At 33.7% G+C, this 23,840-nt stretch carries 17 protein-coding genes; all 17 read right to left on the bottom strand.

What is annotated here, in order from left to right:
• Positions 1-50: 50 nt before the first annotated feature.
• The 17 genes from IRZ80_RS04185 to IRZ80_RS04105 all read right to left on the bottom strand — a co-directional run bounded on the left by IRZ80_RS04185 (position 51) and on the right by IRZ80_RS04105 (position 23,684).
• Positions 51-1,241 carry a glycosyltransferase family 2 protein gene (locus IRZ80_RS04185; protein ID WP_194640306.1) on the bottom strand — a complete coding sequence of 397 codons (1,191 nt, stop codon included), beginning with the start codon at positions 1,239-1,241 and terminating at the stop codon, positions 51-53.
• A gap of 10 nt (positions 1,242-1,251) precedes the next feature.
• Positions 1,252-2,451, bottom strand: a complete 1,200-nt coding sequence (locus tag IRZ80_RS04180; protein WP_194640305.1) for a glycosyltransferase — start codon at positions 2,449-2,451, stop codon at positions 1,252-1,254.
• A 3-nt stretch (positions 2,452-2,454) separates the two neighbouring features.
• Positions 2,455-3,618, bottom strand: a complete 1,164-nt coding sequence (locus tag IRZ80_RS04175) for a glycosyltransferase family 4 protein (protein WP_194640304.1) — start codon at positions 3,616-3,618, stop codon at positions 2,455-2,457.
• A 106-nt stretch (positions 3,619-3,724) separates the two neighbouring features.
• The gene (locus tag IRZ80_RS04170; protein ID WP_194640303.1) at positions 3,725-4,921 is read right to left on the bottom strand and encodes a glycosyltransferase; all 1,197 of its coding nucleotides are present in this window, start codon (positions 4,919-4,921) and stop codon (positions 3,725-3,727) included.
• Positions 4,922-4,971: 50 nt separating this feature from the next.
• Entirely contained in the window at positions 4,972-5,910 is a 939-nt protein-coding gene (locus IRZ80_RS04165) for a phosphoribosyltransferase family protein (RefSeq protein WP_194640302.1), read from the bottom strand.
• Between the two features lie 66 nt (positions 5,911-5,976).
• Positions 5,977-7,458, bottom strand: a complete 1,482-nt coding sequence (locus IRZ80_RS04160; RefSeq protein ID WP_194640301.1) for an O-antigen ligase family protein — start codon at positions 7,456-7,458, stop codon at positions 5,977-5,979.
• Positions 7,455-8,846, bottom strand: a complete 1,392-nt coding sequence (locus IRZ80_RS04155) for a lipopolysaccharide biosynthesis protein (protein WP_194640300.1) — start codon at positions 8,844-8,846, stop codon at positions 7,455-7,457. Before IRZ80_RS04155 ends, IRZ80_RS04160 begins: the two co-directional genes overlap by 4 nt.
• A 15-nt stretch (positions 8,847-8,861) precedes the next feature.
• Complete coding sequence (locus IRZ80_RS04150; protein WP_194640299.1) at positions 8,862-11,237, bottom strand: exopolysaccharide transport family protein; 2,376 nt, start codon at positions 11,235-11,237, stop codon at positions 8,862-8,864.
• Between the two features lie 4 nt (positions 11,238-11,241).
• Positions 11,242-11,991, bottom strand: a complete 750-nt coding sequence (locus tag IRZ80_RS04145) for a TolC family protein (protein ID WP_194640298.1) — start codon at positions 11,989-11,991, stop codon at positions 11,242-11,244.
• Between the two features lie 33 nt (positions 11,992-12,024).
• A complete protein-coding gene (locus tag IRZ80_RS21200) occupies positions 12,025-13,224 on the bottom strand; it encodes a sugar transferase (RefSeq protein ID WP_194640297.1) in 1,200 nt (399 codons plus the stop codon).
• A gap of 47 nt (positions 13,225-13,271) precedes the next feature.
• The gene (locus IRZ80_RS04135) at positions 13,272-13,658 is read right to left on the bottom strand and encodes a PleD family two-component system response regulator (RefSeq protein WP_194640296.1); all 387 of its coding nucleotides are present in this window, start codon (positions 13,656-13,658) and stop codon (positions 13,272-13,274) included.
• Between the two features lie 42 nt (positions 13,659-13,700).
• Positions 13,701-14,639 (bottom strand): UDP-glucuronic acid decarboxylase family protein, encoded by a 939-nt coding sequence (locus IRZ80_RS04130; RefSeq protein WP_194640295.1) that lies wholly within the window; start codon positions 14,637-14,639, stop codon positions 13,701-13,703.
• 4 nt (positions 14,640-14,643) lie between these two features.
• A complete protein-coding gene (locus IRZ80_RS04125) occupies positions 14,644-15,984 on the bottom strand; it encodes a UDP-glucose dehydrogenase family protein (protein WP_194640294.1) in 1,341 nt (446 codons plus the stop codon).
• A gap of 687 nt (positions 15,985-16,671) precedes the next feature.
• Complete coding sequence (locus tag IRZ80_RS04120; RefSeq protein WP_194640293.1) at positions 16,672-18,597, bottom strand: alpha/beta hydrolase-fold protein; 1,926 nt, start codon at positions 18,595-18,597, stop codon at positions 16,672-16,674.
• A gap of 32 nt (positions 18,598-18,629) precedes the next feature.
• Positions 18,630-19,799, bottom strand: a complete 1,170-nt coding sequence (locus IRZ80_RS04115; protein ID WP_194640292.1) for an alpha/beta hydrolase-fold protein — start codon at positions 19,797-19,799, stop codon at positions 18,630-18,632.
• A gap of 183 nt (positions 19,800-19,982) precedes the next feature.
• On the bottom strand, positions 19,983-22,526 hold the full coding sequence (locus tag IRZ80_RS04110) for a glycoside hydrolase family 9 protein (protein ID WP_194640291.1): 2,544 nt from the start codon (positions 22,524-22,526) through the stop codon (positions 19,983-19,985).
• Positions 22,527-22,559: 33 nt separating this feature from the next.
• Positions 22,560-23,684 carry an alpha/beta hydrolase gene (locus IRZ80_RS04105; protein ID WP_194640290.1) on the bottom strand — a complete coding sequence of 375 codons (1,125 nt, stop codon included), beginning with the start codon at positions 23,682-23,684 and terminating at the stop codon, positions 22,560-22,562.
• Between the last annotated feature and the right edge of the window lie 156 nt (positions 23,685-23,840).

Genomic DNA, 23,840 nt, shown 5'->3' with positions numbered 1-23,840 from the left:
GGCTGTGTTGGAAAAAAGATTTCAGTCATTTTGTCTTGTCCTGAAAAATATTAACTGGCCCGTTTAGCCCTTTCCCAATTTACGGATTGTGATTTTTTTATGTACCTGAAAAATCCTAAGATTACACATAAATTCATAATGAAAAAATAATAAGGAACAAACAAAATTTTAATCCTTGTCTCTCTATTTTCTAAAAACCAGCCTAACAAAGCGGAAGTATAGAACAGAAACTGCATCCAAAATAATATAGAATAAAATCCAAATGACAAAATTCCTTCATTAAACGCTAGAATAGATAAAACGGGAATTAATAAAATAAGACATAAAGGGGTAAGACTCCAACGCAAAACGCGATGAGAAATGTACTGAAATGAAAGTGTTCCATATTTAAAAATATTCAATAAGGAACGTAATCTTACAATAGACTGAATACCGCCGGCAGAGATTCTGATTTTACGTTTAAATTCTTCTTTTACACTAGCTGAAGCAGTTTCAACAGCATACGCTTCTGGATCATATTGAATGGTATATCCTTCTTGAGCGACTCTTAATGATATAATAAAGTCGTCAAGCAGCGTATCTTTTTCAACATGCCGATACAGTTCTGTTCTAATAGCGAAAAGTTCTCCGGCAGCTCCAACAACAGAATATAATTCGGCATCCCATTTTTTTAATGCCGATTCATATTTCCAGTAGATTCCCTCCCCTGCTCCCGAAGCCACATCACTTTCTTTATTAACAATTCGTTTTTCTCCCGAAACACAGCCAACTGCAGGGTCATTAAATAGATTAACAATGCGTCTGATTGATTCTTTGCCCAGATTGGTATTGGCATCACTAAATATTACAATTGGTGTTTTTACAAATTCCATACCGCGGTTCATTGCCCCTATTTTTCCATTTCTTTCATCTAAATGATAAACCGTTGTATTAGCGTAACCAGTTAATAAGTTGGGGGTTCCGTCATCAGAACCATCTGTAACCCAAATAATGTTTAATTTTTCTTTCGGGTATTCAAGTTCTAAGGTGTTTTTCATTTTTGCATCCACATAATCTTTTTCATTATAAGCAGCTATGAACAATGTAACTTCAGGTTCATAATTGGGATTACTATTTACCTTATTTCCAAGTTTAAAAAAACGCCTTATTTTTATAATTATGAATAATAAAATCCCATATCCAACATAGGTATAAACAATAATAAACAATAGAAAACAGAATATAATTTTTAATGCTGTCATAGCTTTTAATTTAAGATGGATATTTATGTTTAATAATTTTTTCGAGAACATCTCCAAATTCCACCACTCTGCCTTCCCAGGAATTAAGTCTGGCAAAATCAATTCTCTCTTTAATTAATACGTCATTATCATTTTCTAACTCATATTCAATATATGATTTGAAAAGTTTCTTGTTTTCTGCGGATTTAACCATGGATTTAAAATCGGTTAAATTGGCGAAAGCTGTCATAACCACAGGAACACCAACGGCCAAATATTCATTAATTTTTAATGGATATATATTTTTATTAACCTCGTCCATTTTATAGGGTATAATTCCTAAATCATATTTCGATAATAATTGAGGAACTTCGTGTGCTTTTACCGATTTAAAAAAAGCAACATTGTCATATTTTGATAACCTTTCTTTTATATTATGGTTGAGCAAATAGCCTGTAAATTCAAATTGAACCTGAGGTAATTCCTGAATTGCAAATTCCATACTATCGATATCAAACCTAAAATCCAAGGTTCCTATGTAGCCAGCTTTTTTTTGAGAAGAAGGGCTTGAAACAGATTTTTTGGCGTGAGGCTCAAATAACTTAAAGTCAACACCATTTTTAACCACATAGCTTTGCGGATTTAATTGCTGCTTTTCAGAATTTAAATAATCCGATGTTGTTATAATGCCATCAACCTGCCTGCAAAATTGCTGCTCAATAGTATAAATTCTTGATTTATGCCTTTGTGTATCCATACCGTCATAACAGTAATACACATTTAGATATTCGTGTAATTTGCCAATCATGGGCAGGCCATACATTGGGTTATATGCTGTGATGATAATTGGATTATCTAACTTTAATTTCTTTATGGCTTTTCGAAGCTGTGTTTTATAAATAAATGCATTGATACTAAAAAACTTTTGAAAAATTGATTCGTTTTTAATAAAATCTACCGGTAAAACCGGAGGCATAACCAAATGTTTAACCACTGCATTACTATCTGTTTTTTCTTCTATGATTCTTCTTTTAAAACCCAGCATTCTGGATACTTGTGCTCTTTGTTTTCCCAATAAAGACATTATAACATCTTTGACTGTAAATGGATATTCAACAAAAACTATGGTGTTTTTTTCTGCTAAAAGTGATAACAATTGCACCGTAGATTTAGTAAATTCACCATGCCAGGTAGTTTGAGAAATGCAGATAATATTTTTACCTTCAATCATAATCTATTGTTTTTTTGAATATTCTAAATAAATTAGTTCATAAAGCTTTAAATACTCTTTTGCCATATTTCTCCAAGAAAATTGTTTACTACGCTTCATTCCTTTATCGCAAAGAGATTTTCTGTACGCTTCGTTATTTACTATTTCAATAATTCCCTGAATAATTTCTTCGGAATTAAATGGATTTATAATATGGGCAGCATCTTCTGCAATTTCAGGCATCGATGATGTATTTGATGTAATAACAGGCACGTTACAAGACATGGCTTCCAGCATCGGAATCCCGAAACTTTCGCGAAGTGACGGATATAAAAAAATGTCGCATTGGGAATAAATAGCAGGTAAATCGGTATTAATTACATAACCTGTCAAAACAATATGATTGATAAGATTGGTGTCATCAATTTCGACCAAGAGGATATTGAGTTCGGTTTTATCATAATCGAGCATAACCAGTTTATAATCAGTCTCTGTCAGTTTTAAAAAATCAGAAAAAGCTTTAAGGGTTCCTTTTGTGTTTTTTTTGGGGTCTGTATTACCAAGGAAAAAGAAATACTTATCAGGTAAATTGTATTTTTCTTTAACACGTTTCAGTTCTTCTTTATTGGTAACTGGTTTAAAATGTTCACTTACGCCATTATAAATAGCATCGAGTTTTTTATCACCTTTAATTCCAAAGAATTCACCGATTCTGTTTTTTTCAAAATGGGATACTGTAATCACTTTTTTACTCCTTTTTACAACACGCGGTACTACGAGTTTTCTATATATATTTCCAAATTTTTGGTAGGTACTTGCACTGCTTTTGAGTATTTTTAAATAACCGCTTTCCATGTAAATAATGTCATGAAGAATTGTTATTAAAGGAATAGAAGTAAAAAAAGGTGCGGTATTGCTGGTGCAGTGTAATATATCGCAGCCATATTTTTTGGCTGCTTTTGGCAATGCTATTTGTTCCCACGCTGGGTATGGTCCCCCATTTAATTCAATAATCTTAAAGTTTGAAGTTTCTTTAAGAACGGAACTGTCTTGATCTGGTTTTACAAATATAAAATATTCATTTTCGTGGTCTAGATCCTGGAGATTCTTTATTAGTTCTAAAGCTACCATGTCCATACCATGTTTTTTTTTACGAAAAAGCCGCTGTCCTTCTATACCTATTTTCATGATGCTCTTTTTTAGATTAATTGCTTCTGCATCTTGATAAAAATCAGAAGTAATTATTATGATTTTATTTTCCCATCTCTTAATTAGTGTGTTTTACAGTATAATTTCAAGTTTGTTTATTTGAACTTGAAGTATGCTTTGTATGTATAAATGTTTTATTGGCTCCTTTAATTTTTAACAGAGACAGCAGCATCATAAACATACCTTTTGGCAGACTAGCCAAAGCATTCAAAGTATTAATAGTATAGAAATATTTTGGAACTGAAAAAACAAAAGACATTATGCAGGCTGTTACTAAGATAATCCAATAATTAGAGTAAGAATTTTGGACATCTAAAAAATAATTGATTACAAGAAAGCCAATACTGCACAGCATCACAGCTCCTAACAGTAATATTCTAGGTGGCTGTATAAATTGAATTGCCTTATCAAAATAATCAATATTACCATTCAGTAGTAAATGTTTGCAGGCACTTAAAATATCTTTCCTGAAGTAATGTAATTGTGCAGAAAGCCAGCGACGGCGCTGATTGCCAAACACTTCAGCTTTTTGTATTTTTTCGTCAAAAACAACAGCATCATTGAGATAAACGATTTTGTGACCTTCTTTAAGCATTTTGAGTTCTATTTCCTTATCAAATCCTCCAACAGCAGTAACTGTTGCCATAAGTGTTTTAAAATAATTGTACTTAAAAGCCATTCCAGAACCTATTATGGCAGATGAAAGCCCCAAAACCCTGTGTCCTTTCCGAAAAATGTTATTGTTTATTTCTTCGCTAATGGCATCAAGAACAGCCCAGGAGTTATTCGTATTTTTTGCTGTACGATGACCTTGAACCGCAGTAAAACCATATTCAAAAGCAGCATTTATTTTTTTTAGAAAATCATTATTCATCACATTATCCGCATCAAGAACAACTGCAATATCATAATTATTTTCTAAGGCATCCATCGCTTTGTTTAAAGCCTTAGATTTTGTACTCTTTTCAAAACTTACTTCAATAACTATAATGGGTAAGGTCTTTAATACTGCTATTGTTTCCTTTTGAAAAGAATCGGCAATAATTACGATATCATAAAGTTCTTGTGGATAATCTTGCAGCAATGCCGCATTTGCAACTTCAATAATCACCTCATCTTCTTTATACCCCGGAATAAGAACCGCTATTTTTTTTATATTTCCGTTATCTGAATATTTTTTCTGTTTATAAAATAAACTTGCTGCGGCAAATATTAAAATATATAACGTTGCTAAACCCAGAAGGCTTAATAAAACAATTTGTATGATGTTAAATACTAGCATAATAAATTTTATAATTAAAACCGTTAGGACTCAAGATTAAATAGCTCATCTTATTTAAACTTTCTCAGTTTATCCCTAAGTTTTAAAGCGTATTTTCTAAGGAAAGGCAGATGCTTGCCACTTTTAAGGTTATACATAAAAGATTCCGATTCAAATATCATTTCGAAATTCTCTGTACATAAAACCGGTTTTTTTGTTAATCTGTTTATCTCTACTGCCTGATGGTATTCACTTTCTATAAACAGCACATAAGGTTTTGACAGGTAAGCTTTAGCCTTATGATCACCATGATTATTAGCGCGCTGTCTTGCCTCCATATTGGGTAAATCGAGCATAACCAGTTCATTATATTTGATATTGTTAGCTGCTAACCAGGTTTCTGTTTCTTTGCGGTATTTTTCTAAACGAGATGTTACAATTGTTCCAATTTTGCTCCCTGGAATGAACAATGGCGGAGCATTTAAAATAAAATCGGTATATTTTTCTCCGTCATCATTTTGCTCTGGCAAAGGGTCAGCACATAAAACACCATCAATGTCAAAACACGCTTTTTCTAAAGTTGTATGATTGAGAATATTCCATTGAAAATACCTTGGTAAGGGTACAATTTCAAAAAAATAATCCACCATTTTTTCTTTACCTGGAATTACATAAACTGCACAATATTTTATATTGAATTTATCATCAAGATGTTTTAAACTTTCTTTAACCTCGACCATCGCAGCTCCCGAAGCAATACTGTCGTCAACCACAAGGATATTTTTAAATTCTGAGATATCAAAAAACTGGCTTCTGGCACCAGCTTTATAAATATGTCCATTCAAAAATGAATGAATATCGGTATAGGGCTTGTTGAGATATAATGCTAATAAATTTGCAGGAAGCATACCACTCCTAGGAACACCAACTATCAAATCTAAATCACGCGGTATTATACTTAATCTTTTAAGTATAATATTATTCAAATCTTTTACATTTCTGTAATACATAGTGCTAAGTTTAAGGATTACTGGTTGTATTCTGTTTTTCTAAATTGTTTTTGAATGCTTAACTGTTTATTGCTTAAGCAATTCAGCTTGATTTTCTTCAATCTCTTTTTCATAAACATCGGAATTTAAAATAATTGCCATTGTTGCATAGATTAATAAAGCAGTTGGCATTTGCCCTAAGACAGCATTTCCATAAGAAGCCACCATAATTCCCGCCATTCCTGCAATTAAGGAAGCCATTTTAAACTTCAATATTGGATCCCGAATTTTAAACATCACTTTTAATGATGCTTTTATCATTACATAAAAAAGAATTACTAAATGCAGTATTAAGCCAACAATCCCTTGTTCGACCCAGATTAAAACATACCAGCTGTCGGTGGCAACATTGGATAGAAAAGCATTTGGCAGGTATTTTTGAGCTTTAGTGCCTCCGTGGCCAATACCGCCGCCAAATGGTCTAGAAGCTAAATAATTTTTGAGTATTTTTTGATTATCAAGCCTTACCTGCAAAGAAGCATCATTTGGATCAAAGGCAGTTCGCATCCTTCGTACCTGTGCATTTCCCTGTGCAATAGTCGTGTATTTGAAGAATATAAAAACGATAGCTAAAAATGTGACACCAATAATAATAACTTTTACATTTTTACTTAAGATAAAATAAGTCATAAAACCGACTATAGGTACACTCAAAGCACCTCGTGTACCCGAAATGACCATTCCATAAATTCCTAAAAGGCCCACAAAAATGAAAAATATTTTTTTTAATTTTGTTTGCTGTGACATGGCATAAATCAAAAAAACAACTCCTGTATATCCTTGATTTGCACCAAATTGACCAGCATCACTATAAAATGAAAAAACTCTGAGTTTACCAAATAGAATATGTGTTTTGTAACTTCCTTCATTTAGCCATTCTTGTTCTGCACCATCTACACCAAGAGTCATCTGCATAATTCCTTTTAATGTTGCCAGTAACGAAAAGGCGGCCCATATGTAAAAAAAATAGCTGAGTCTCTTTTCATTCCTGATAAACATAAATGTTAACGGTATGAATAAAAACGGGTAAAAAGCAATTCCTCTTCCAGAAATCCAAGCCTGAACACTTCTGGCTTCTGGATTAACCAACTCAAAAACAGAATAACCCAGCCATAATATGGATAAAAATGTAATATCTCTTTTAGCTGGAGTCCAATCAATACGGGTTCTGAACTGATTCATAAACAAGGCTAAATAAGTCAGAACAAGTATACCATCAATTGCAAACCCTAATGGCAGCCCTTTTACATATCTGCCCATGCCGATGATGACAAAATTTAATGCAATTGCAGTATAATACCCTATAACAGGATTGCAAAATAAATAATATAAAAAGACAGATCCGAAAATAACAGCCAATAGCAACCCAATTCCAATAACACCTAATTTTACTATAATCAGAGCAGAAATTGACATTATACTAAAGAGCATAATCAAATTCCCTGGTTTAGAAATATTCAAGGATCCTGAATAACTTTCAAATGGATTTATGTTATTATATTCACTCATGATCTAAAATTATTTTCAATTTTCACACAACTATCATAACGATTATGTGTCAGCTTATTAAAAACTGAGATATAAAACTTTAAACCGCTCCTGAAAATTTCTTTGAATGAAAGGGATAACTCCTGATTGATAAAATACATACCCATCCAAATGCCAATAATGGTAAATATAATAGAAGCAATAGCTACAAAAATTAAAGATTTAAATATAAAAATAGCCACTAAATCCCCTATAACATTGGCAATTACCATAACAAATACTTTGATGGCATTAATTCTTGGCTTATTGATACTATCCAAACCAACTCCTGTCATTCTATCAATAGGTAATAATAATCCATATATGGAAAATACGCGAACGATGTCAACAACATTAAACCCTGTTATAGGATCTGTTTTCAAGAATTGTTTTCCGCTTATAAGCATAACAAAGAATTCAGCAAATACAAATGTGAATAAACTTATTGCGACGAAGAGATAGGTCAAAGCTCCAGAATAAGTATAAAACAAACTTTTAACTTCATTAATTTGATTGTGTAAACTAGCTTTAGACATCTTTGGAAAGGCCGTAGCGACAAAACTGCGCAATGGTATCTGCTGTAATTCTGTCAGCTTCAAAGGAATACTGTAAAGGGCAACTGCTGCACTGCCTAACGGACTTAAACTAATAATTAAAGTATCTACGCTTCGTAATAAATTAGTTCCTATAAGGGTAAAGGTTGTGTATTTGCCAAAATGCAATAAAGTCTTATTGGTTTCTGCACTTGCTTTATTAATGAGGAGAATTCCGTCCCATCCCAGAATAAAACTTACAATTGATGTACCTGCATTTACAATAATTAAACCTATGACTAATTGATTCAGACTTAAATTTAATAGTGAAAAATGCATCAGGATTATTAAAAAAAAACAGCCGCTATTTATTGCTTTGAGGGCAAGAATCTGCTTATACTTTCTATCAGCCTGCAAAACAACTAAAGCAATATTCCACGGAAGATTTAAAAATGCAAGCAAAGGATACCATGTAAAAAAAATAGTATATCCAGAATTTTGAATTGCCTCCGGAAATAATAATTTACAAACAATCAAAACTAAGGCGACTAAAATTGTGGCACCTAAGCTTATTAGCGCGTTAGAACCAATCAGTTTAACTCTCGATGAATCATCAGCTCCGGAAAGATAGCGTATCAAACCGGTATTGGTTATACCAAATCTAAACATTTCTACAAATGATCCTGCGGCCATAAACAAAACCCATTCACCAAATACTTCTAAAGATAAACTTCTGGCAAGCAAGGCAAAACCACCAATGCCTAAAATAGCAATCACAACATTTCCTGATAAAGACAGAAAATTATCTTCGCTTACTATTTTTTTGAGTGTTTTCATTTGAAAGTTAGCTAATTAAATATGGTTTTTAGAAAAAAACTGAAATTTGAACATCGATTTTATTTTTTTTCTGAACATACTTCTAGTTTTGGGCAGATCTCCTAAAACCGATTCAATTTCATTTATCTCTACACCGTTAACTATTACATTAATTTTTGAAGCAGCTGCAGCTAATAAATTATTTACAGCAGATTGATCTGCCTCCGACCATACTCGATTTGAACGGCATACGAGAATATCTAAGTCAGCATTCAAAATTAATTCCGCTGGATAATTGTAATTGATCAGAGATGGTAATTCTATAATTACAAAGTCTGGAGTATAATCCAAAGTAATATTATTCTGCTCTAAAATGTCTGTGAAATTTTTAGCATTATAAAACGAACTATTCATAGCATAAGAATAGTATTCTGATTCATCAAGGTAACTTGACACAGCAGCCAAAAAAGGATTATCAACATCAATGCGCGGATCTGGATAACCTAAAATTTTATTAAGAATTGGGAATTTTCTTTGCTGAGTAATAGGCTCTTGTTTACTGTCATAATTTAAAAATACTATTTTCTTTCCTTCTTGTTTCAATGTCTTGGCAATATTGCCTGCTAAAACAGTTTTCCCTTCCATTTTATGAGTGCTGAACACCACTATAGTTTTTACTGTTTTTTCAGAGTCGTGTGTACCGAAATACTGCAGTATATTTTGAGTAATTATCTCGATTAATCTTTTTTGTATAAAAGTCAGCTTGATATTTCCTGAGTCCAATATCATTTTAGGCATCATTCCTAATGTTTTTAGTCCTAACTGCTTACTGGCTCTGCTAGCATTTTTTATTGTATCATCAAAATACTCCATCATCAAAATAATTCCCAGAGTTAAAAGACCACCCAGAAAAGCTGCTGCAACAATAAGCAATCCTCTTTTAGTTGGATTAGCTGATAATGGATAAAAAGGCGGATCAATGGATTTTATGTTAGAGGACATTTCATTATCCTGCAATTTTAGTTTGGCTAAATTTAATCCGTGAAGCAATTCTAAATAGCCTTGTTCTGAAACTGAAATTTCACGTTCTAATCTTTTTATAGTAGCACCTGCTGGTGCATAAGTAGCATATTGTTCTTGAAAATCTTTGTTTTGCTTGTCCATTACCTTTATTTTGGCCTTAAGGTTTTCAGACTCAACAACAGTATTCATCCAATCTGGAAGTGTTTTAGTCAATGGAACACCATCAACAGTGTTATTATAACTGTATATTTCATCGACACTTTTTTTGATTTCATTATTTAAAGATTCTCTTTCTTTTTTTAAAGTATTGATCTTAGATGAAATATTTTCGCTGGGATCAGATTCTAAATTGGCTTCGTTAAATGCAATTTGATAATTAATGTAACCTAATAATTTCTTTTTTTCAAGAATCTTGTTAGTTTCATTCTGAATGTAATCCTGGACATTAAGTTTTTCTTCAATTCTTTTGGTTGATGCCTGTGTACCGGCAAGCTGTGCTTTTTTGTTGTTATAATCAACCTCCATGTCTTCTTTTACAACTGCAACTGCCTTACTCTGCTCATAATAATTTATGATTTTGTTTGCCTTATTGAATTCAAGAAGTTTATCTTCAGCTAATTTTAAATCATTATTAGCCATAGCAAGTTGCTGTTCAAAGTATTTAACAACAGCGTCTGATCTATTCTCTTTTATGTTTTTATAATTTTTTATGCAAACTGCGTTGTAAATTTCAAGTGTCTGCTGGCAGATACCCGGGTCATCTACTGTATAAGTCATTTTTATTAAATCACTGCTATTGATGCGAATAGCCTGTATACTGGATAAAGCTTTAATAGAATAGTGCTTGTCATTTTCATAATTCAGCAGCTCATAAATATAATTATCGCTGCTGCTCCTCATTAATTTTAATAATCGGTTAACCGTTATCTCATAGTTTTTTCGATTAATCTCTGGAGGAAGCGGACTATTAACCGTTAAACTATCTGTTTTTAAACTCCTATTATTACTCTTTTCAATGTAATTATAAATGTCTTTTGGTACTTTTACTTTTAGTTCATCAAATAATTTTTTTGAAATGTACTTTGGATTGGCCTCAGGCAGCATAAGGTGTGTGGCTAATAATCGTACAGCTACCTCCTCTTGAGTTTCTCTTGAGTTAATAATATTGATTAAATTATCAAAAGCTGTATTAGTAGCAAAATAATTGAATGCTTTATCCATTTCAATAGAGGAACCAGTAGCAAGTCCAGTATATAAAATCGTTTGCGATGTATACTCTAAATGCGGTTTACTAGTAAGAATTAATACTAACAAAGCCAAGAATAATGGAATTACAATCAAAAGCACCAAATGCCTTAATATCAATCTTATAAAATCAATTATTTTCATTTCTCTATTTTGATTTTGTTAGATTAAATACAAACCCTGCCATATCCTCGAGTAATTGTTTAGTAATAATAAATTCAGATTTAGCAGATTCGTAATCTGCCTCTAAATTTGACGTAATACCAGTTATCCTGACATATTCCGAAACTGGAACTATTCCATTTCGAAATTCTTTTTCAACCATTTGCATATTAATTTTACCATCACTCAGGCTTTTGGATCTTATTAGAAGTAACTTTTGTTTTAAAATTAACTCCTGGTACAGTTTTATGACCGTCTGCCTGATTTCATCTTCTTGAAAATCAGCCATATTTTTGGCTTCATCAACCTCAAATTTTGCCAATTTAATCTGATTTTTTCTGTTCAGCGCATCAAAAACTGGAAACTTCACATACACCCCTACGCTATAATTATATTGTGTTGAAAGTGTAGAATAAGCGGTGTTAGAAACTCCATTTTCACTGCTGGAAAAATTGTTCAGCGTACCATATCTGCCATCAGCCTGAAGTCCCATATTTCTTGTCCAGTAGATACGCTCAGATGCTAATACAGATTCCTTAACACCAATATGATCTTTTCTGAATTTTAGCATTGAGTTTCGCTTTAGTACAGAATCGATGACGGTTTTAAGAGGAGGAAACTCAAACTCACTGCCATTTATTGATACATCATTATATTGAAGTGTTTGTGCCTCTGCAGTATTGATTGAAAACATCAGTAAAGCAAAAAGAATATTTATTTTTAATACTTTTTTCATAATTAAAATTTGGAGGCAAACCATATTTTTTTTTTAAACTGAACCTTTTTGAAGCAGTGCAGGAATTGTTCGCAAAATGAGTTTTAGATCATACCAAAAAGAATACTTGTCACCTTTAAAAAGATCAGCGTATTCATTATCAAGACGCATTCTCTCTTCTTCAGACATTTGTCCGCCCTTACCTCTAAGTTCTACCTGCCATAAACCTGTAATGCCTGGAGGAGCCAAAAATCTTTTTGATATATCATCAGCGGTTAACAATTCTGCTTCATATACTGGCAAAGGTCTGTTACCAACGATAGACATATCCCCTTTTAATACATTAATTAACTGTGGCAACTCGTCTATACTGGTATTTCTAATGAATTTACCAACTTTAGTAACACGGGGATCATCAACAATTTTGACAAAAGTTGAATTATTTTTTGCAGCTTCTCGTTTTTGAACATTAAACCAATAATCACAAATCACGTGAGTTTCAATATACATCAAAGGCGAACATGATTCTCCTTCTGGCAGTTCACTGCATTTAGGGCAAGGTGTGTCTAACGGACTATCTGTTATTGCAGCTTCTTTTTTGTACTGGTTTTTTTCTTGAGCTAATTTTTTCAAAAGTTCGTCTGAACCAGTACGCATTGATCTTAGTTTGTAAAAGTCAAATGTCTTGCGGCCCACTCTTTTTGATATATAATATACTTTCCCTTTTGATTCTAATCGTATAGCAAGCATAATAAGAAGCAAAAATGGCGAGACGAATAAAAGTACTGCAGAGGCTACAAAAACATCAAAAATACGTTTTGACAAAGGCATTATATAAGTCTCTTCAATGGCTTTTTGTATTGTTTGTACTCGCAAAGGATTTTTATTGAAGCAAAGGAATTCTATTCTTTCTAAAATATCTTTTGGAGAAGTTACAGAAGTTACATAAAAATCGTCAATTTGTTTTTTAAATGCCGACTTATAAATATCAACATTAAATTCCTTGGATAAAAGGATAAATGGAATACCGCTAAATTCTTTATTTTTTCGGATCCAATCAAAAAGATATATTCCATTGTTTCCAGCTAAATTATAGTCACAAATAATTGCATCAGGATGCTTTTGAGTGTTCAGGTAATTAGTAGCCTTAGCACTATTTTCTAAAGTAATTATTGACCATTTATGTTTTTGTTCTATGATATCAAAATATCCAGAAACATTTCCAATATACAAGACATTAAAATTTGGATTCATATTGATTAGGTCTTTAAATTAAATTTTAATCTTAGTTATCGAAGTCCTTACCACTCAATAGCATAATGAATTGGATATAGATTTTTTTTAACTAATTCATCTAACTCTTCTGGGTTAAAAGGCTTTGTGAGATAATCTTGAGCACCTAGTTTGTAACATTTAATACGTTCCTTGCTTTCTGATTTTCCTGAAAGCATTATGCAGGGCGTATGCTTTGTAAATCCACGCTGACGAAGTTTTGTTAAAAATTCATAGCCATCCATATTTGACATTTGAATATCGCTGATAATTAAGTCCGGAATACTGGTATCCAGCCATATTAGAGCATCTAAACCATTATTAATTGTAATTATGTCATAATTTTTGGAAAGGAAGTTTTCTAACAAAAGACAAATACTAACTTCATCATCTACTACTAAAATTTTCTTCTTCATAATTTTATTGTTTTAAAATTATTATTGCTTATTTAATTCAGTTCAAATGATTGATTTAAAATAATCTATAGTCTTTATTAATCCTTCATCTAGATTTATCTTTGGTGACCAGTCGAGTTCTTTTTTAGCTAAAGAAATATCTGGCTGTCTCTGCATAGGATCGTCCGAAGGCAAAGGCTTATAAATAATTTTTGATTTAGAATCTGTTAGTTCTATTACTTTTTTTGCTAATTCCAGAATCGTAAATTCATTTGGATTTCCAACATTTACGGGGCCTATAAAACTATCTTTAGAATCCATAAGCCTTATCATACCTTCTACTAAGTCATCAACATATTGAAAACTTCGTGTTTGATTTCCTTGTCCGTATACCGTTATATCTTGATTCTGCAGCGCCTGAACAATAAAATTCGAAACTACGCGTCCATCGTTTGGATGCATTCTTGGACCGTATGTATTGAATATTCTAATGATTTTAATTTTGACATTATTCTGCTTGTGATAGTTTAAAAACAAGGTTTCTGCAGAACGTTTCCCTTCATCATAACAGGCTCGCTCTCCTATCGGGTTTACATGGCCCCAATAGGATTCAGGCTGCGGATGAACTAATGGATCCCCATACACTTCGCTGGTTGATGCCTGTAGTATTTTTGCATTAACCCGTTTGGCAAGCCCCAGCATGTTAATAGCTCCCATTACTGATGTTTTCATTGTTTTAATGGCATTATACTGATAGTGTATTGGAGAAGCAGGACACGCCAGATTATAAATCTCATCAGTTTCTATAAAGAAAGGTGCTGTAACGTCATGACGAATTAATTCAAAATAAGGATTATCTAATAAGTGTACTACATTTTGCTTTTGTCCAGTAAAAAAATTATCCAAACAATACACTTCATTACCCTCGTTTAATAGACGATCACATAAGTGCGAACCAACAAAACCAGCACCGCCGGTTATAAGAATTTTTTTTCTAGACATAGCCTTACGATTTTATATTATCTTTAGCTGTATCTATGCCAATACAGAAATAATCGAAACCGCTTTCTTTCATTTCTTCTCTGTCATATATATTACGTCCATCAAAAATTACTGGTGTATTAAGCAATTTTTGAACAATTTTAAAATTAGGAAATTTAAATTCCGGCCATTCTGTAAGTATGGCTAAAGCATCGGCATCAATTAGTGTTTCGTATTGATCTTCATAATATAATATTGTATCCCCAAAGTGATGCTTAGCTTCATTAATCGCAATTGGGTCATATGCTTTTACTACTGCACCCGCTTCCAAAAGATTTTTTACTATACTTAATGAAGGTGCCTCACGCATATCATCAGTTTGCGGCTTAAAAGAAAGTCCCCATAATGCAATAGTTTTACCTTTAATTTCTCCATTAAAATAATTCATTATTTTATTAAAAAGTACTAGTTTTTGGTCTTTATTAACCTCTTCAACAGCTTTAAGTACCCGCAGATCATAATTATATCCATTTGCCGTTTTTATCAATGCCTGAACATCTTTTGGGAAACAAGAACCTCCATATCCAATTCCTGCGTATAAAAACTTTTGTCCTATACGCGAATCTGACCCAATGCCCTTTCTTACCTTATTTATATCAGCACCAACAATTTCGCAGAGGTTTGCTATTTCATTAATAAAACTAATTTTTGTTGCAAGCATTGAATTTGCAGCATATTTTGTCATTTCGGCAGAAACGATATCCATAAAAATTACTGGGTGACCATTAAGGGTAAATGGCTTGTATAAACTCTTCAATAAATCTTCGGCTCTTTCGCTATCTACTCCAACCACAATTCTATCGGGTTTTAAAAAATCATCAATTGCCGCTCCCTCTTTTAGAAATTCTGGATTTGAAGCTACATCAAATTCTACATCACTATTTCTTTTATCCAATTCCTCTTGTAAAGCTTGTTTAACTTTTTTAGAAGTTCCTACGGGTACGGTACTTTTTGTAACCACTAATAAGTAATCATTAATATGCTTACCGCATTCTCTGGCAACTGCTAGAACATATTTCAAATCTGCACTGCCATCCTCATCTGGAGGAGTTCCAACAGAAATAAATAAAACTTCTGCATCTTGGAGAGCTTCTGCAATATTAGTTGTAAAATTCAATCGTCCCTTTTTCATGTTTCTGGCAATCATATCTTCTAGACCAGGTTCATAAATAGGTATAATGCCTTTATTAAGGTTATCTATTTTATTTTGGTCTATGTCAACACATGTAACAGTAATACCTACCTCTGAAAAACAAGCACCCGTTACAAGCCCAACATAACCACTTCCAACAATTACAATTTTCATAATATTTAGATTTTTATAGTTTATTTAAAAATTAAAACCAATTAAATGATGAATGCTGGATTACAAAAATTAAAATTTTGACTACATTCAGACAAGCAAATTATAACATTTTTTTATTTTATATTAACTCAAATATAATAAAAAAAATATTACATTAATAAATTTAGCAACTAAAAATCAACTATGTATCTCAATTTTTATTCAGAAGTCTATTTTTCAAAATCAGATTTTATAATAAAAAACAACATTTATATTATATCATTGAAATTTTTAATTAACAAAAAAAATATGGCAAGTATTTTTTAAAAAAACAGTAATGAAATCTGTGAGAATCTTTGTAATCAGTGGCAAAAAAATTACATGGCATTATTTACGGACAGTCTTATAAAAAAATATAATTAATACCTAGTATAAAGGATTGGAATGTAATTTTTACCATATAAGATGCTGTAATATTAACACTTAGCTAAAAACAGCTCTTGGCTTAATTGAAAAAAGGGCTCAGCTTTAATTAAAAAGTCCAAACCCCATATTTTAAACTTGCACACTTTTTGGGATAGCGTCAAAAATTACAGTAAGCAGCATAGAGTAATTTTATGAAAAAACCAGTGAATTTTATCCACTGGTTTTAACTAATTTATTGTAAAACTTGTCAATCTATTTTAGGACGAGTCACCATAAACAATTTCACTTAAACAATAACGGCGTGTACATAAATAAATCATGTCTCCAAACTGGCCAGCTATGCCCTCCGGAATATTCACTGTATTTGTATTTAATCCCCATCTCATCAAACCTGCTCATCATTATTTTACAATTTTCATAAGCAATATCTTCTTTGCCACCCATTGAAATCCAGAATTCTTTAAGATTTGAATTAATAGCAGCTGTATTATTTTTCATAAACTCATACTGAGGCCCTGACAATTCCTGACTATTTGCCCACCATCCTGAGCTGAATACACCAATACTGGAAAACATATCCGAATTTTTTACTCCGGCATAAAGCGTCTGTAAACCTCCCATCGATAAACCGGCTAAGGCTCTGTTTTTAGCATCTGCCACAACTTTAAAATTGCTTTCTACAAATGGTATTGCTCCATTTTTTAATTCATTTTCAAAAGCTTTCAATGCATTTTCATTAAATCCTGCAATCCCTCCGGTATTTCCCATATTACCGTCAAGCATTGCAATTACCATTGGTCTGGCTTTATTTTCGGCTATTAAATTATCTAAAATTAAATTAGCTTTACCTTGTGCTGCCCAACCCCTCTGGTCTTCACCTCCTCCATGCAACAGATACAATACCGGATACTTTTCGGTGGCTTTATCATAACCTGGCGGTGTGTAAACATACATTTCGCGCCAGGAATTAGTGGCTTTTGAAAAATATTTTTTTATGCTGATTTCACCATGCGGCACATTATTTAAAGCATAAAAATCTCCTTCTTTGTTTGGAATTTCAATGCCGCTGGCCATACGGCCCATGCCATAAAAAGTTTCACTTGCCGGATCGGCAACAGCTACACCGTCAATAAGCAATGAGTAATAATTAAATCCTTTATTAACAACATCGGTAGTAACGTTCCAGATTCCCTCACTGTCTTTAACCATGTCATACTTTTTTCCTAAATCAATTTGAACTTTTACCGCTTCAGGTGCTTTGACTTTAAAAATAACTCGGTTATCAGGCAGTATCTGAGGATATTTGGCATTTCGGATATTCGTTTCTGCCGGAGTTCCCAAAATAGTGTATTTTGCAAAAGTTGAAGAATCTACCGGTTTAAACAAAAACTGTGAAAACATATATAATCCATTCTTCCACACCTTAAAATCATGAACACCCGGCTCAATATAATAAATATGAGGCACATCATTTTTAAACAAATAATCGTGAGTGCGCTTGCTATTATAAATAAGCCCGTCATTATCTCCGCAGGAAATCCAAAGCAGCTTTAATTTCTTTTTTGCATCTTCAGGATTAGGAACCAGCTCTTGCGGCATCTTAGTATTTGGAGCAGATGAAAATCCTCCTACCCAGGCAAATTTATCCAAATTTCCTAATCCAAAATTTAAAGACTGCCCTCCGCCCATAGATAAACCTGCAATTGCACGGTGTTCTCTGTCTTTGAGAGCTGGGTATTTTTTCTCGATAAAAGGAATAAGATCATTTAGTAAATCTTTCTCAAAAGTGGCAAAAGCCTGCACTTTATCCGGAGCCATTATATTACCTGCGGCGCTGTCCTCTTTCATTGCACGGCCGTTTGGCATAACAACAATCATCGGCTCAATCTTGCCTTCGGAATAAAGATTGTCTAAAATCACTTGCGGACTGCCTCCGTTTAACCATTCTTTCTCGTCACCGCCTATACCGTGAAGTAAATACAAAACTGGGTATTTTTTACTTTTGCTAAAACCAGGAGGAGTATATACAGTCACTTTTCTGTTTGTTCCCACAGTTTTAGAGCTGTATTCTAAACTCTCCACTTTCCCGTTAGGAATTCCTGTTCGAACCTGATCAAAGCCTTTTGGCCCTTCTTTTTCAATTTTTTGTGCCAATAAACTGCTCGTCATGATGACTAAAGCAAGAATTGACAAAAGATTTTTTTTCATTTTAAATATGTTTTTAATTAATCGAATACTTATTACTTGAACAATAAGCCGGCATACTGATATAAAGATCTTCTCCAGGTTAACCACTCATGAGCTGTACCTTGAGACTCATAAAACACATATCGAATACCTTGTTTATCAAGCATTTTCCTGAAAGCTCCTATTGAACCGGGAAAAGGATTTGGTTCCTTTGTTCCAAGTCCAAGCCATAAAACTTTAAGCAGTTTATTTACTGCTTTTGCGTCATTGAATTTTCCGCCTAAAAATACAGCTGGATCAATTTCATCAGCACTTGGATAATTTGAAGTACCGCTAAATCCTCCATAATAAGCAAACTTATCCAAGTTATTCATTGCAATTCTCATAGTTTGATTGGCTCCCATAGAAAGTCCTGCAATCGCTCTATGCCCGCGATCTGATATAGTTCGGAACTTTGAATCAATCATTGGAATAACCTCAGTCATCACCACTTCTTCAAAAACCGACACAGACTGAGCAGGCTTATTTGCTGTATTTCCTTCTTCTTTTTTATAAGCATATCCATTATCCATAACAACAATCATAGGAACCGCTTGATTGGAAGCAATTAAATTATCCAGAATCAAATTGGCTTTACCCTGAACTGACCAGCCCGTTTCATCCTCAAAACTTCCATGCTGCAGATAAAGAACTGGATAGCGGTTTTTTGTGTTCTCATTGTAAACCGCTGGAGTATACACAAAACAGCGTCTGAACGAATTAGTCAATTTTGAGAAATAAATATTTTCACTAACAAGACCATGAGGAATATCTTTCAGAGCATAAAAATCTTGATCCGCAGCTGGAATCTCGATTCCGCTGCCTGATCGTCCTGCACCATAAAAATATAATGTTCCCGGATCTGGAACAGAAGCTCCGTCAATATTCAACTGATAATAATGAAATCCTTCGTCCTGCGGAGCAGATTCTCCTGTCCAGACTCCTGCTCCATTTTTTATCATATCATATTTCACTCCTCCAAGATCCAGCTGCACTTTATTTGCATTAGGAGCAGCAATACTCGCACGTACACGCCCTTGAGAGTTAACCTGCGGAAATTCTTTTCCGGGCTGGTTTACTGATGAAGCCTTAAAATCCTGAGTTACGCCTTGTGCTTCCTGACTCCAGCTTGGATGGTAATGCAAAACAGAAATTAAAATGACTGCACTTAAAAATCTTTTCATATTTAGTTTTTTAAAGTTTTAATATTATTTTTTATGACTATTCTTAACTAATCCCAAACAGATCGAATCAGCCACAGATTAAAAAGATTTACACAGATTTTTTTAAAAAACAGTACTGAAATCTGTGAGAATATGTGTAATCAGTGGCAAAAAAATACATGGTATTATTTGCGGACTGTCATATTATTTTTTTTGCTGGCTTTGTGCCAATTCATTTGCAGCGTTTGCTAAAAAAACATACCAGGCACCGCCATCAATAATACACTCATTTTCACCCCAAAAGAAAGGCCAGTCATCTTTGTTTTCTAAAAAGTCGGGTTTCAGAAAAATAAGACCTGGAACTACTCCGCCCGCAATAGTTGTAAAGTCAGCCCGATTACCGCCATAGGCCACTTTTTTGGATTTGTTGCCTACCGCATTCACAAATGACAGATTAGAATACGGATGACATCCAAAAACATAATTCAATCCTTGATAAACATATTCTTTATCAATAATGTCCGGATAAAATTTATAGATATAATAATTAGTACTTGCCCAATTGATAACCTGAGAACTGCCTCCCCAGCCTCTTTTCACTATAGGAACAGCATACGGATTATCTGAAGTTTCTTTGTCAATAGCAATCTTATATTTAATTGCATAATCACGCACTTTTGCTTTGTAGCTGTCATCCATGTATGGTACAGCCAAGAGTGCCGAATTAATATTAAATTCCAAATTTTCATCCAATTGATTCCAGATTTTACTCAAGAAACCTGTTTTGTATTGATTCTCTTTTGTGCTAAGATATAACTGCATCATTGCAATCATATCACTTCCTTTTCCCCATTTGGACATTGGGCTGTCATCAGGCTTAGCATTTTTTGCAATTTCATTTGCTTCATTGAAAAGCTTTATAGCACTAGACAAACATTTAGCTGAAAGTTCATCATTATACCCTTTCAAAGCTCTGCTTGCTGCTGCTAATGCTCCGGCTGTCCTATAATCCAAAAATGAAGTTCTATTTGTAAAAGCCCATCGGTCATCAAGTGTACCGCTCGAAACTCCATTGGACTCATATGGTTTAAGCGATGAATTATACGGCAGATTATCAGTTTCTGTAGACGCGTCCCCCAAGTGATGATACTGATGCAGATTTGGTACAATTATACCTCGTACAGGATGACCAATATTTTCAACTTGTGCAACTAGGTTCAAAACTCCATGCTCAATCTGCTGCAGCAAATCTGGTTTACCATCAGGACGGTGAATATCTACATATTGCGTTTTTTGATCTATATAAGTTTCGTCTCTCTTTACTTTGAATGCTTCCCAAGATTCAACAAAACTATTGATTACACTAACATGTGAAAATGTCTGTATATCAAAATCACCAGCATCAAACCAGCCGCCTACAGCCATACCCGGAATGCGTTCCAAAGGTTTGTACTTGGTTTCTGTAGTAGGTCCTTGTTTATACCCGTCAAAGTGTTCGTGATTTAACGGTGCCTGGAGACAATCATCTAAAAATGGTTTTCCATGCCAAACTCTATATGCCTCATTGACTTCCATGTGATCCATTTGAACAGGAAACCATACGTCCATAGTAGGATGCCATACTTTTGAATAAATATCATCCTCTATCTGGAAAGTGTTCGTTTTTTGATCTCCATATTGGATATAATAAAGACCTTCTTCTTTAACTGAACTAAAATCCAACTGCGCATAATTATATCTTAAATAATTCCCCCAAACCTTTACATCTGCCTTTAATTTTTCAACAAATTCTCCATTTTCATTAAGCTTAAAAATAGATGCTACAGCCAGCGGTTTATCATTTTTGTCAAGTTCAATAACTGCAGCTTTCTTTTGGTTTGGCATATAACCTACTTGAGAAAATCCAATTACTGGTTTTCTTATCCAGTTTGGAATCGCATTTGGTTCTACATACCAAGTAAGCACTTTGCCTGTTTTATTTGCTGGAAAAATACTGCGGGCAACAAACCATCCATTCTGCCCAAGATTTCTCCCGTCAAAAAGCATCACATCCTGATCCTCGGACTGAATTTTTACAGTACGCTCTGGGTTTTCAGGTGCAAAGGTTAAACTCTTGCCAGAATCTAATGGGAGCGTCACTATATATTCATTTTTTCCACGATCGTCAAACGTATTATGCCCGCCAAACTGCGGAATCTTTTGAGCTGAAGACCGAATTTCAGTATTGCTGGCAGGATATCTTGGAAATGTTCCTGCCCTTCCATCAACTAGATAGTTGCTTTCGAAGTAAGAAGTGGGTATGAATTCCATGTTAAAGCCTGCCTTTCCTTCCAATTGTTTTGGTAATGGTTTTTCCAGAAAAACAGAAATTGTAAACCCCTTGTCTTTTGCAGTTACTACTACTTTCGAATCAAAATCAAATTCTTCGTATCGCAGTGCTACTTCAATAGTGCTGTTTGACTTGTCAACTTTTCGACTGATCATTTTTGGAATTAAATCCCATTGTTCCGGTGTATTATGAAGCCTAACGGCACCGCCGGTCACAGTCCTGACACCATGATGTATAAATTCTATCCCAGCCGTTTTCTCATCAAAAAACATCCCATTGTATTCATTATTAAAAACCAGAACATTTAAGCCCTGAGTTTCAAAATATTCCTTTTCATTCAGCACTAATTTTTGGGCAATTGTAATGTTGGAAATACTGCATAAACAAAGAAGCATTATCGCTTTCTTAAGTTTGTCCATGATTTATCTTTTATAAGTTATACAACCCGTTAACTACTCTTTAAATAATAACGGAGCCAGTTCTTTCAAACTACGGCGCCAAGTTTGAAATTCATGTGCGGTACCCTCAGAAACATATGAAACAGCATTAAACCCAGCATTCTTAAGAGCTGTTGCTGATTTTTTTACACCATCGGGATTTTCTTTACTTCCACAGCTCAAAAAGATCAATTTTACTTTAGATTTATCTTTAATATCTTCCGGGTTGTAAAGCCCTCCGCTAAGAAGTGCATAATGAGAAAAAACATCTGTTTTCTTCAGTGTAATCATGCGTGTCTCCATCCCTCCCATCGAGAGACCTGCCATGGCACGGTAAGACTGCTTAGCAACTGTACGGAAATTTGCATCGACATAAGGGATTAATTCGTCAACCATCACAGTCTGGAAAGGAGTAATATCGAAGTTTTTTAATCCGCCAAACTTAATTTCGTTTGTCATTCCATAAGTCATCACAATAATAAATGGCTTAATTTTCTCTTCAGCAATGAGGTTGTCCATAATCAAATTAGCATGACCCTGATTGCTCCATGCCGTTTCATCTTCGCCCCAGCCATGCTGTAAGTATAATACAGGATAGCGTTTGGACTGCTCTTTTTCATATCCTGGAGGTGTATAAACAAAGGCACGGCGGGATGTATTAGTGCTTTTCGATGGAAAAAGTATCTGCTGTACATTTCCGTGAGCGACTGATTTTAATGCATAAAAATCCTGATCATGAGCAGGAATTTCAATACCGCTTTCCCAACGTACAGAGCCATAAAAATTTAGTGCCCCCGGATCGTTAAATGTTCCTCCATCTACATTGACATGATAATAATGAAAACCTTCATCCATAGGACCTGCTGTAGTACCTGTCCAAACACCATCTGCTCCTTTAGAAAGTTTTGTCCCTCCTTTTTTACCTCCTAATCCAAGGCTTACTATTATACTGTCTGCTGCCGGTGCCTCAATACGAAAACGGGCATAACCTTGAGAATTTACCTGAGGAAACTCTTTCCCTGGCTGATTTAATACTGAAGGCTTAAAATCTTCAATAATTTTTGACGAAGCTGTCTGTGCGGTCATTAACGAACTAATTAAAGTCAATGACAGCGCCAAAACAATAGAATACTGTTTCATAATTTTGTTGGTTTTTTGATTAATAAAATAATATTGGCAATATGTTTAAAACTTATTCTGATACACCTGTTCCGTTCAAACAGGAATTATGGCAAGCATATTTCATTCACTTTATATGCTCAATTAATTTTTAACCTGAACCCAATTAGTATTTTT

The sequence above is a fragment of the Flavobacterium sp. HJJ genome (assembly GCF_015351475.1).
Taxonomy (GTDB): Bacteria; Bacteroidota; Bacteroidia; order Flavobacteriales; family Flavobacteriaceae; genus Flavobacterium; species Flavobacterium marginilacus.
The sequence above is the reverse complement of the archived record's forward strand: the minus strand, read 5'-3'. Positions and strand labels throughout refer to the sequence as shown.

Coding starts and splice junctions, on each gene's coding strand:
- IRZ80_RS04185 (WP_194640306.1), bottom strand. CDS start 1,241: ATGACAGCATTAAAAATTATATTCTGTTTTCTATTGTTTATTATTGTT.
- IRZ80_RS04180 (WP_194640305.1), bottom strand. CDS start 2,451: ATGATTGAAGGTAAAAATATTATCTGCATTTCTCAAACTACCTGGCAT.
- IRZ80_RS04175 (WP_194640304.1), bottom strand. CDS start 3,618: ATGAAAATAGGTATAGAAGGACAGCGGCTTTTTCGTAAAAAAAAACAT.
- IRZ80_RS04170 (WP_194640303.1), bottom strand. CDS start 4,921: ATGCTAGTATTTAACATCATACAAATTGTTTTATTAAGCCTTCTGGGT.
- IRZ80_RS04165 (WP_194640302.1), bottom strand. CDS start 5,910: ATGTATTACAGAAATGTAAAAGATTTGAATAATATTATACTTAAAAGA.
- IRZ80_RS04160 (WP_194640301.1), bottom strand. CDS start 7,458: ATGAGTGAATATAATAACATAAATCCATTTGAAAGTTATTCAGGATCC.
- IRZ80_RS04155 (WP_194640300.1), bottom strand. CDS start 8,846: ATGAAAACACTCAAAAAAATAGTAAGCGAAGATAATTTTCTGTCTTTA.
- IRZ80_RS04150 (WP_194640299.1), bottom strand. CDS start 11,237: ATGAAAATAATTGATTTTATAAGATTGATATTAAGGCATTTGGTGCTT.
- IRZ80_RS04145 (WP_194640298.1), bottom strand. CDS start 11,991: ATGAAAAAAGTATTAAAAATAAATATTCTTTTTGCTTTACTGATGTTT.
- IRZ80_RS21200 (WP_194640297.1), bottom strand. CDS start 13,224: ATGAATCCAAATTTTAATGTCTTGTATATTGGAAATGTTTCTGGATAT.
- IRZ80_RS04135 (WP_194640296.1), bottom strand. CDS start 13,658: ATGAAGAAGAAAATTTTAGTAGTAGATGATGAAGTTAGTATTTGTCTT.
- IRZ80_RS04130 (WP_194640295.1), bottom strand. CDS start 14,639: ATGTCTAGAAAAAAAATTCTTATAACCGGCGGTGCTGGTTTTGTTGGT.
- IRZ80_RS04125 (WP_194640294.1), bottom strand. CDS start 15,984: ATGAAAATTGTAATTGTTGGAAGTGGTTATGTTGGGCTTGTAACGGGT.
- IRZ80_RS04120 (WP_194640293.1), bottom strand. CDS start 18,597: ATGAAAAAAAATCTTTTGTCAATTCTTGCTTTAGTCATCATGACGAGC.
- IRZ80_RS04115 (WP_194640292.1), bottom strand. CDS start 19,799: ATGAAAAGATTTTTAAGTGCAGTCATTTTAATTTCTGTTTTGCATTAC.
- IRZ80_RS04110 (WP_194640291.1), bottom strand. CDS start 22,526: ATGGACAAACTTAAGAAAGCGATAATGCTTCTTTGTTTATGCAGTATT.
- IRZ80_RS04105 (WP_194640290.1), bottom strand. CDS start 23,684: ATGAAACAGTATTCTATTGTTTTGGCGCTGTCATTGACTTTAATTAGT.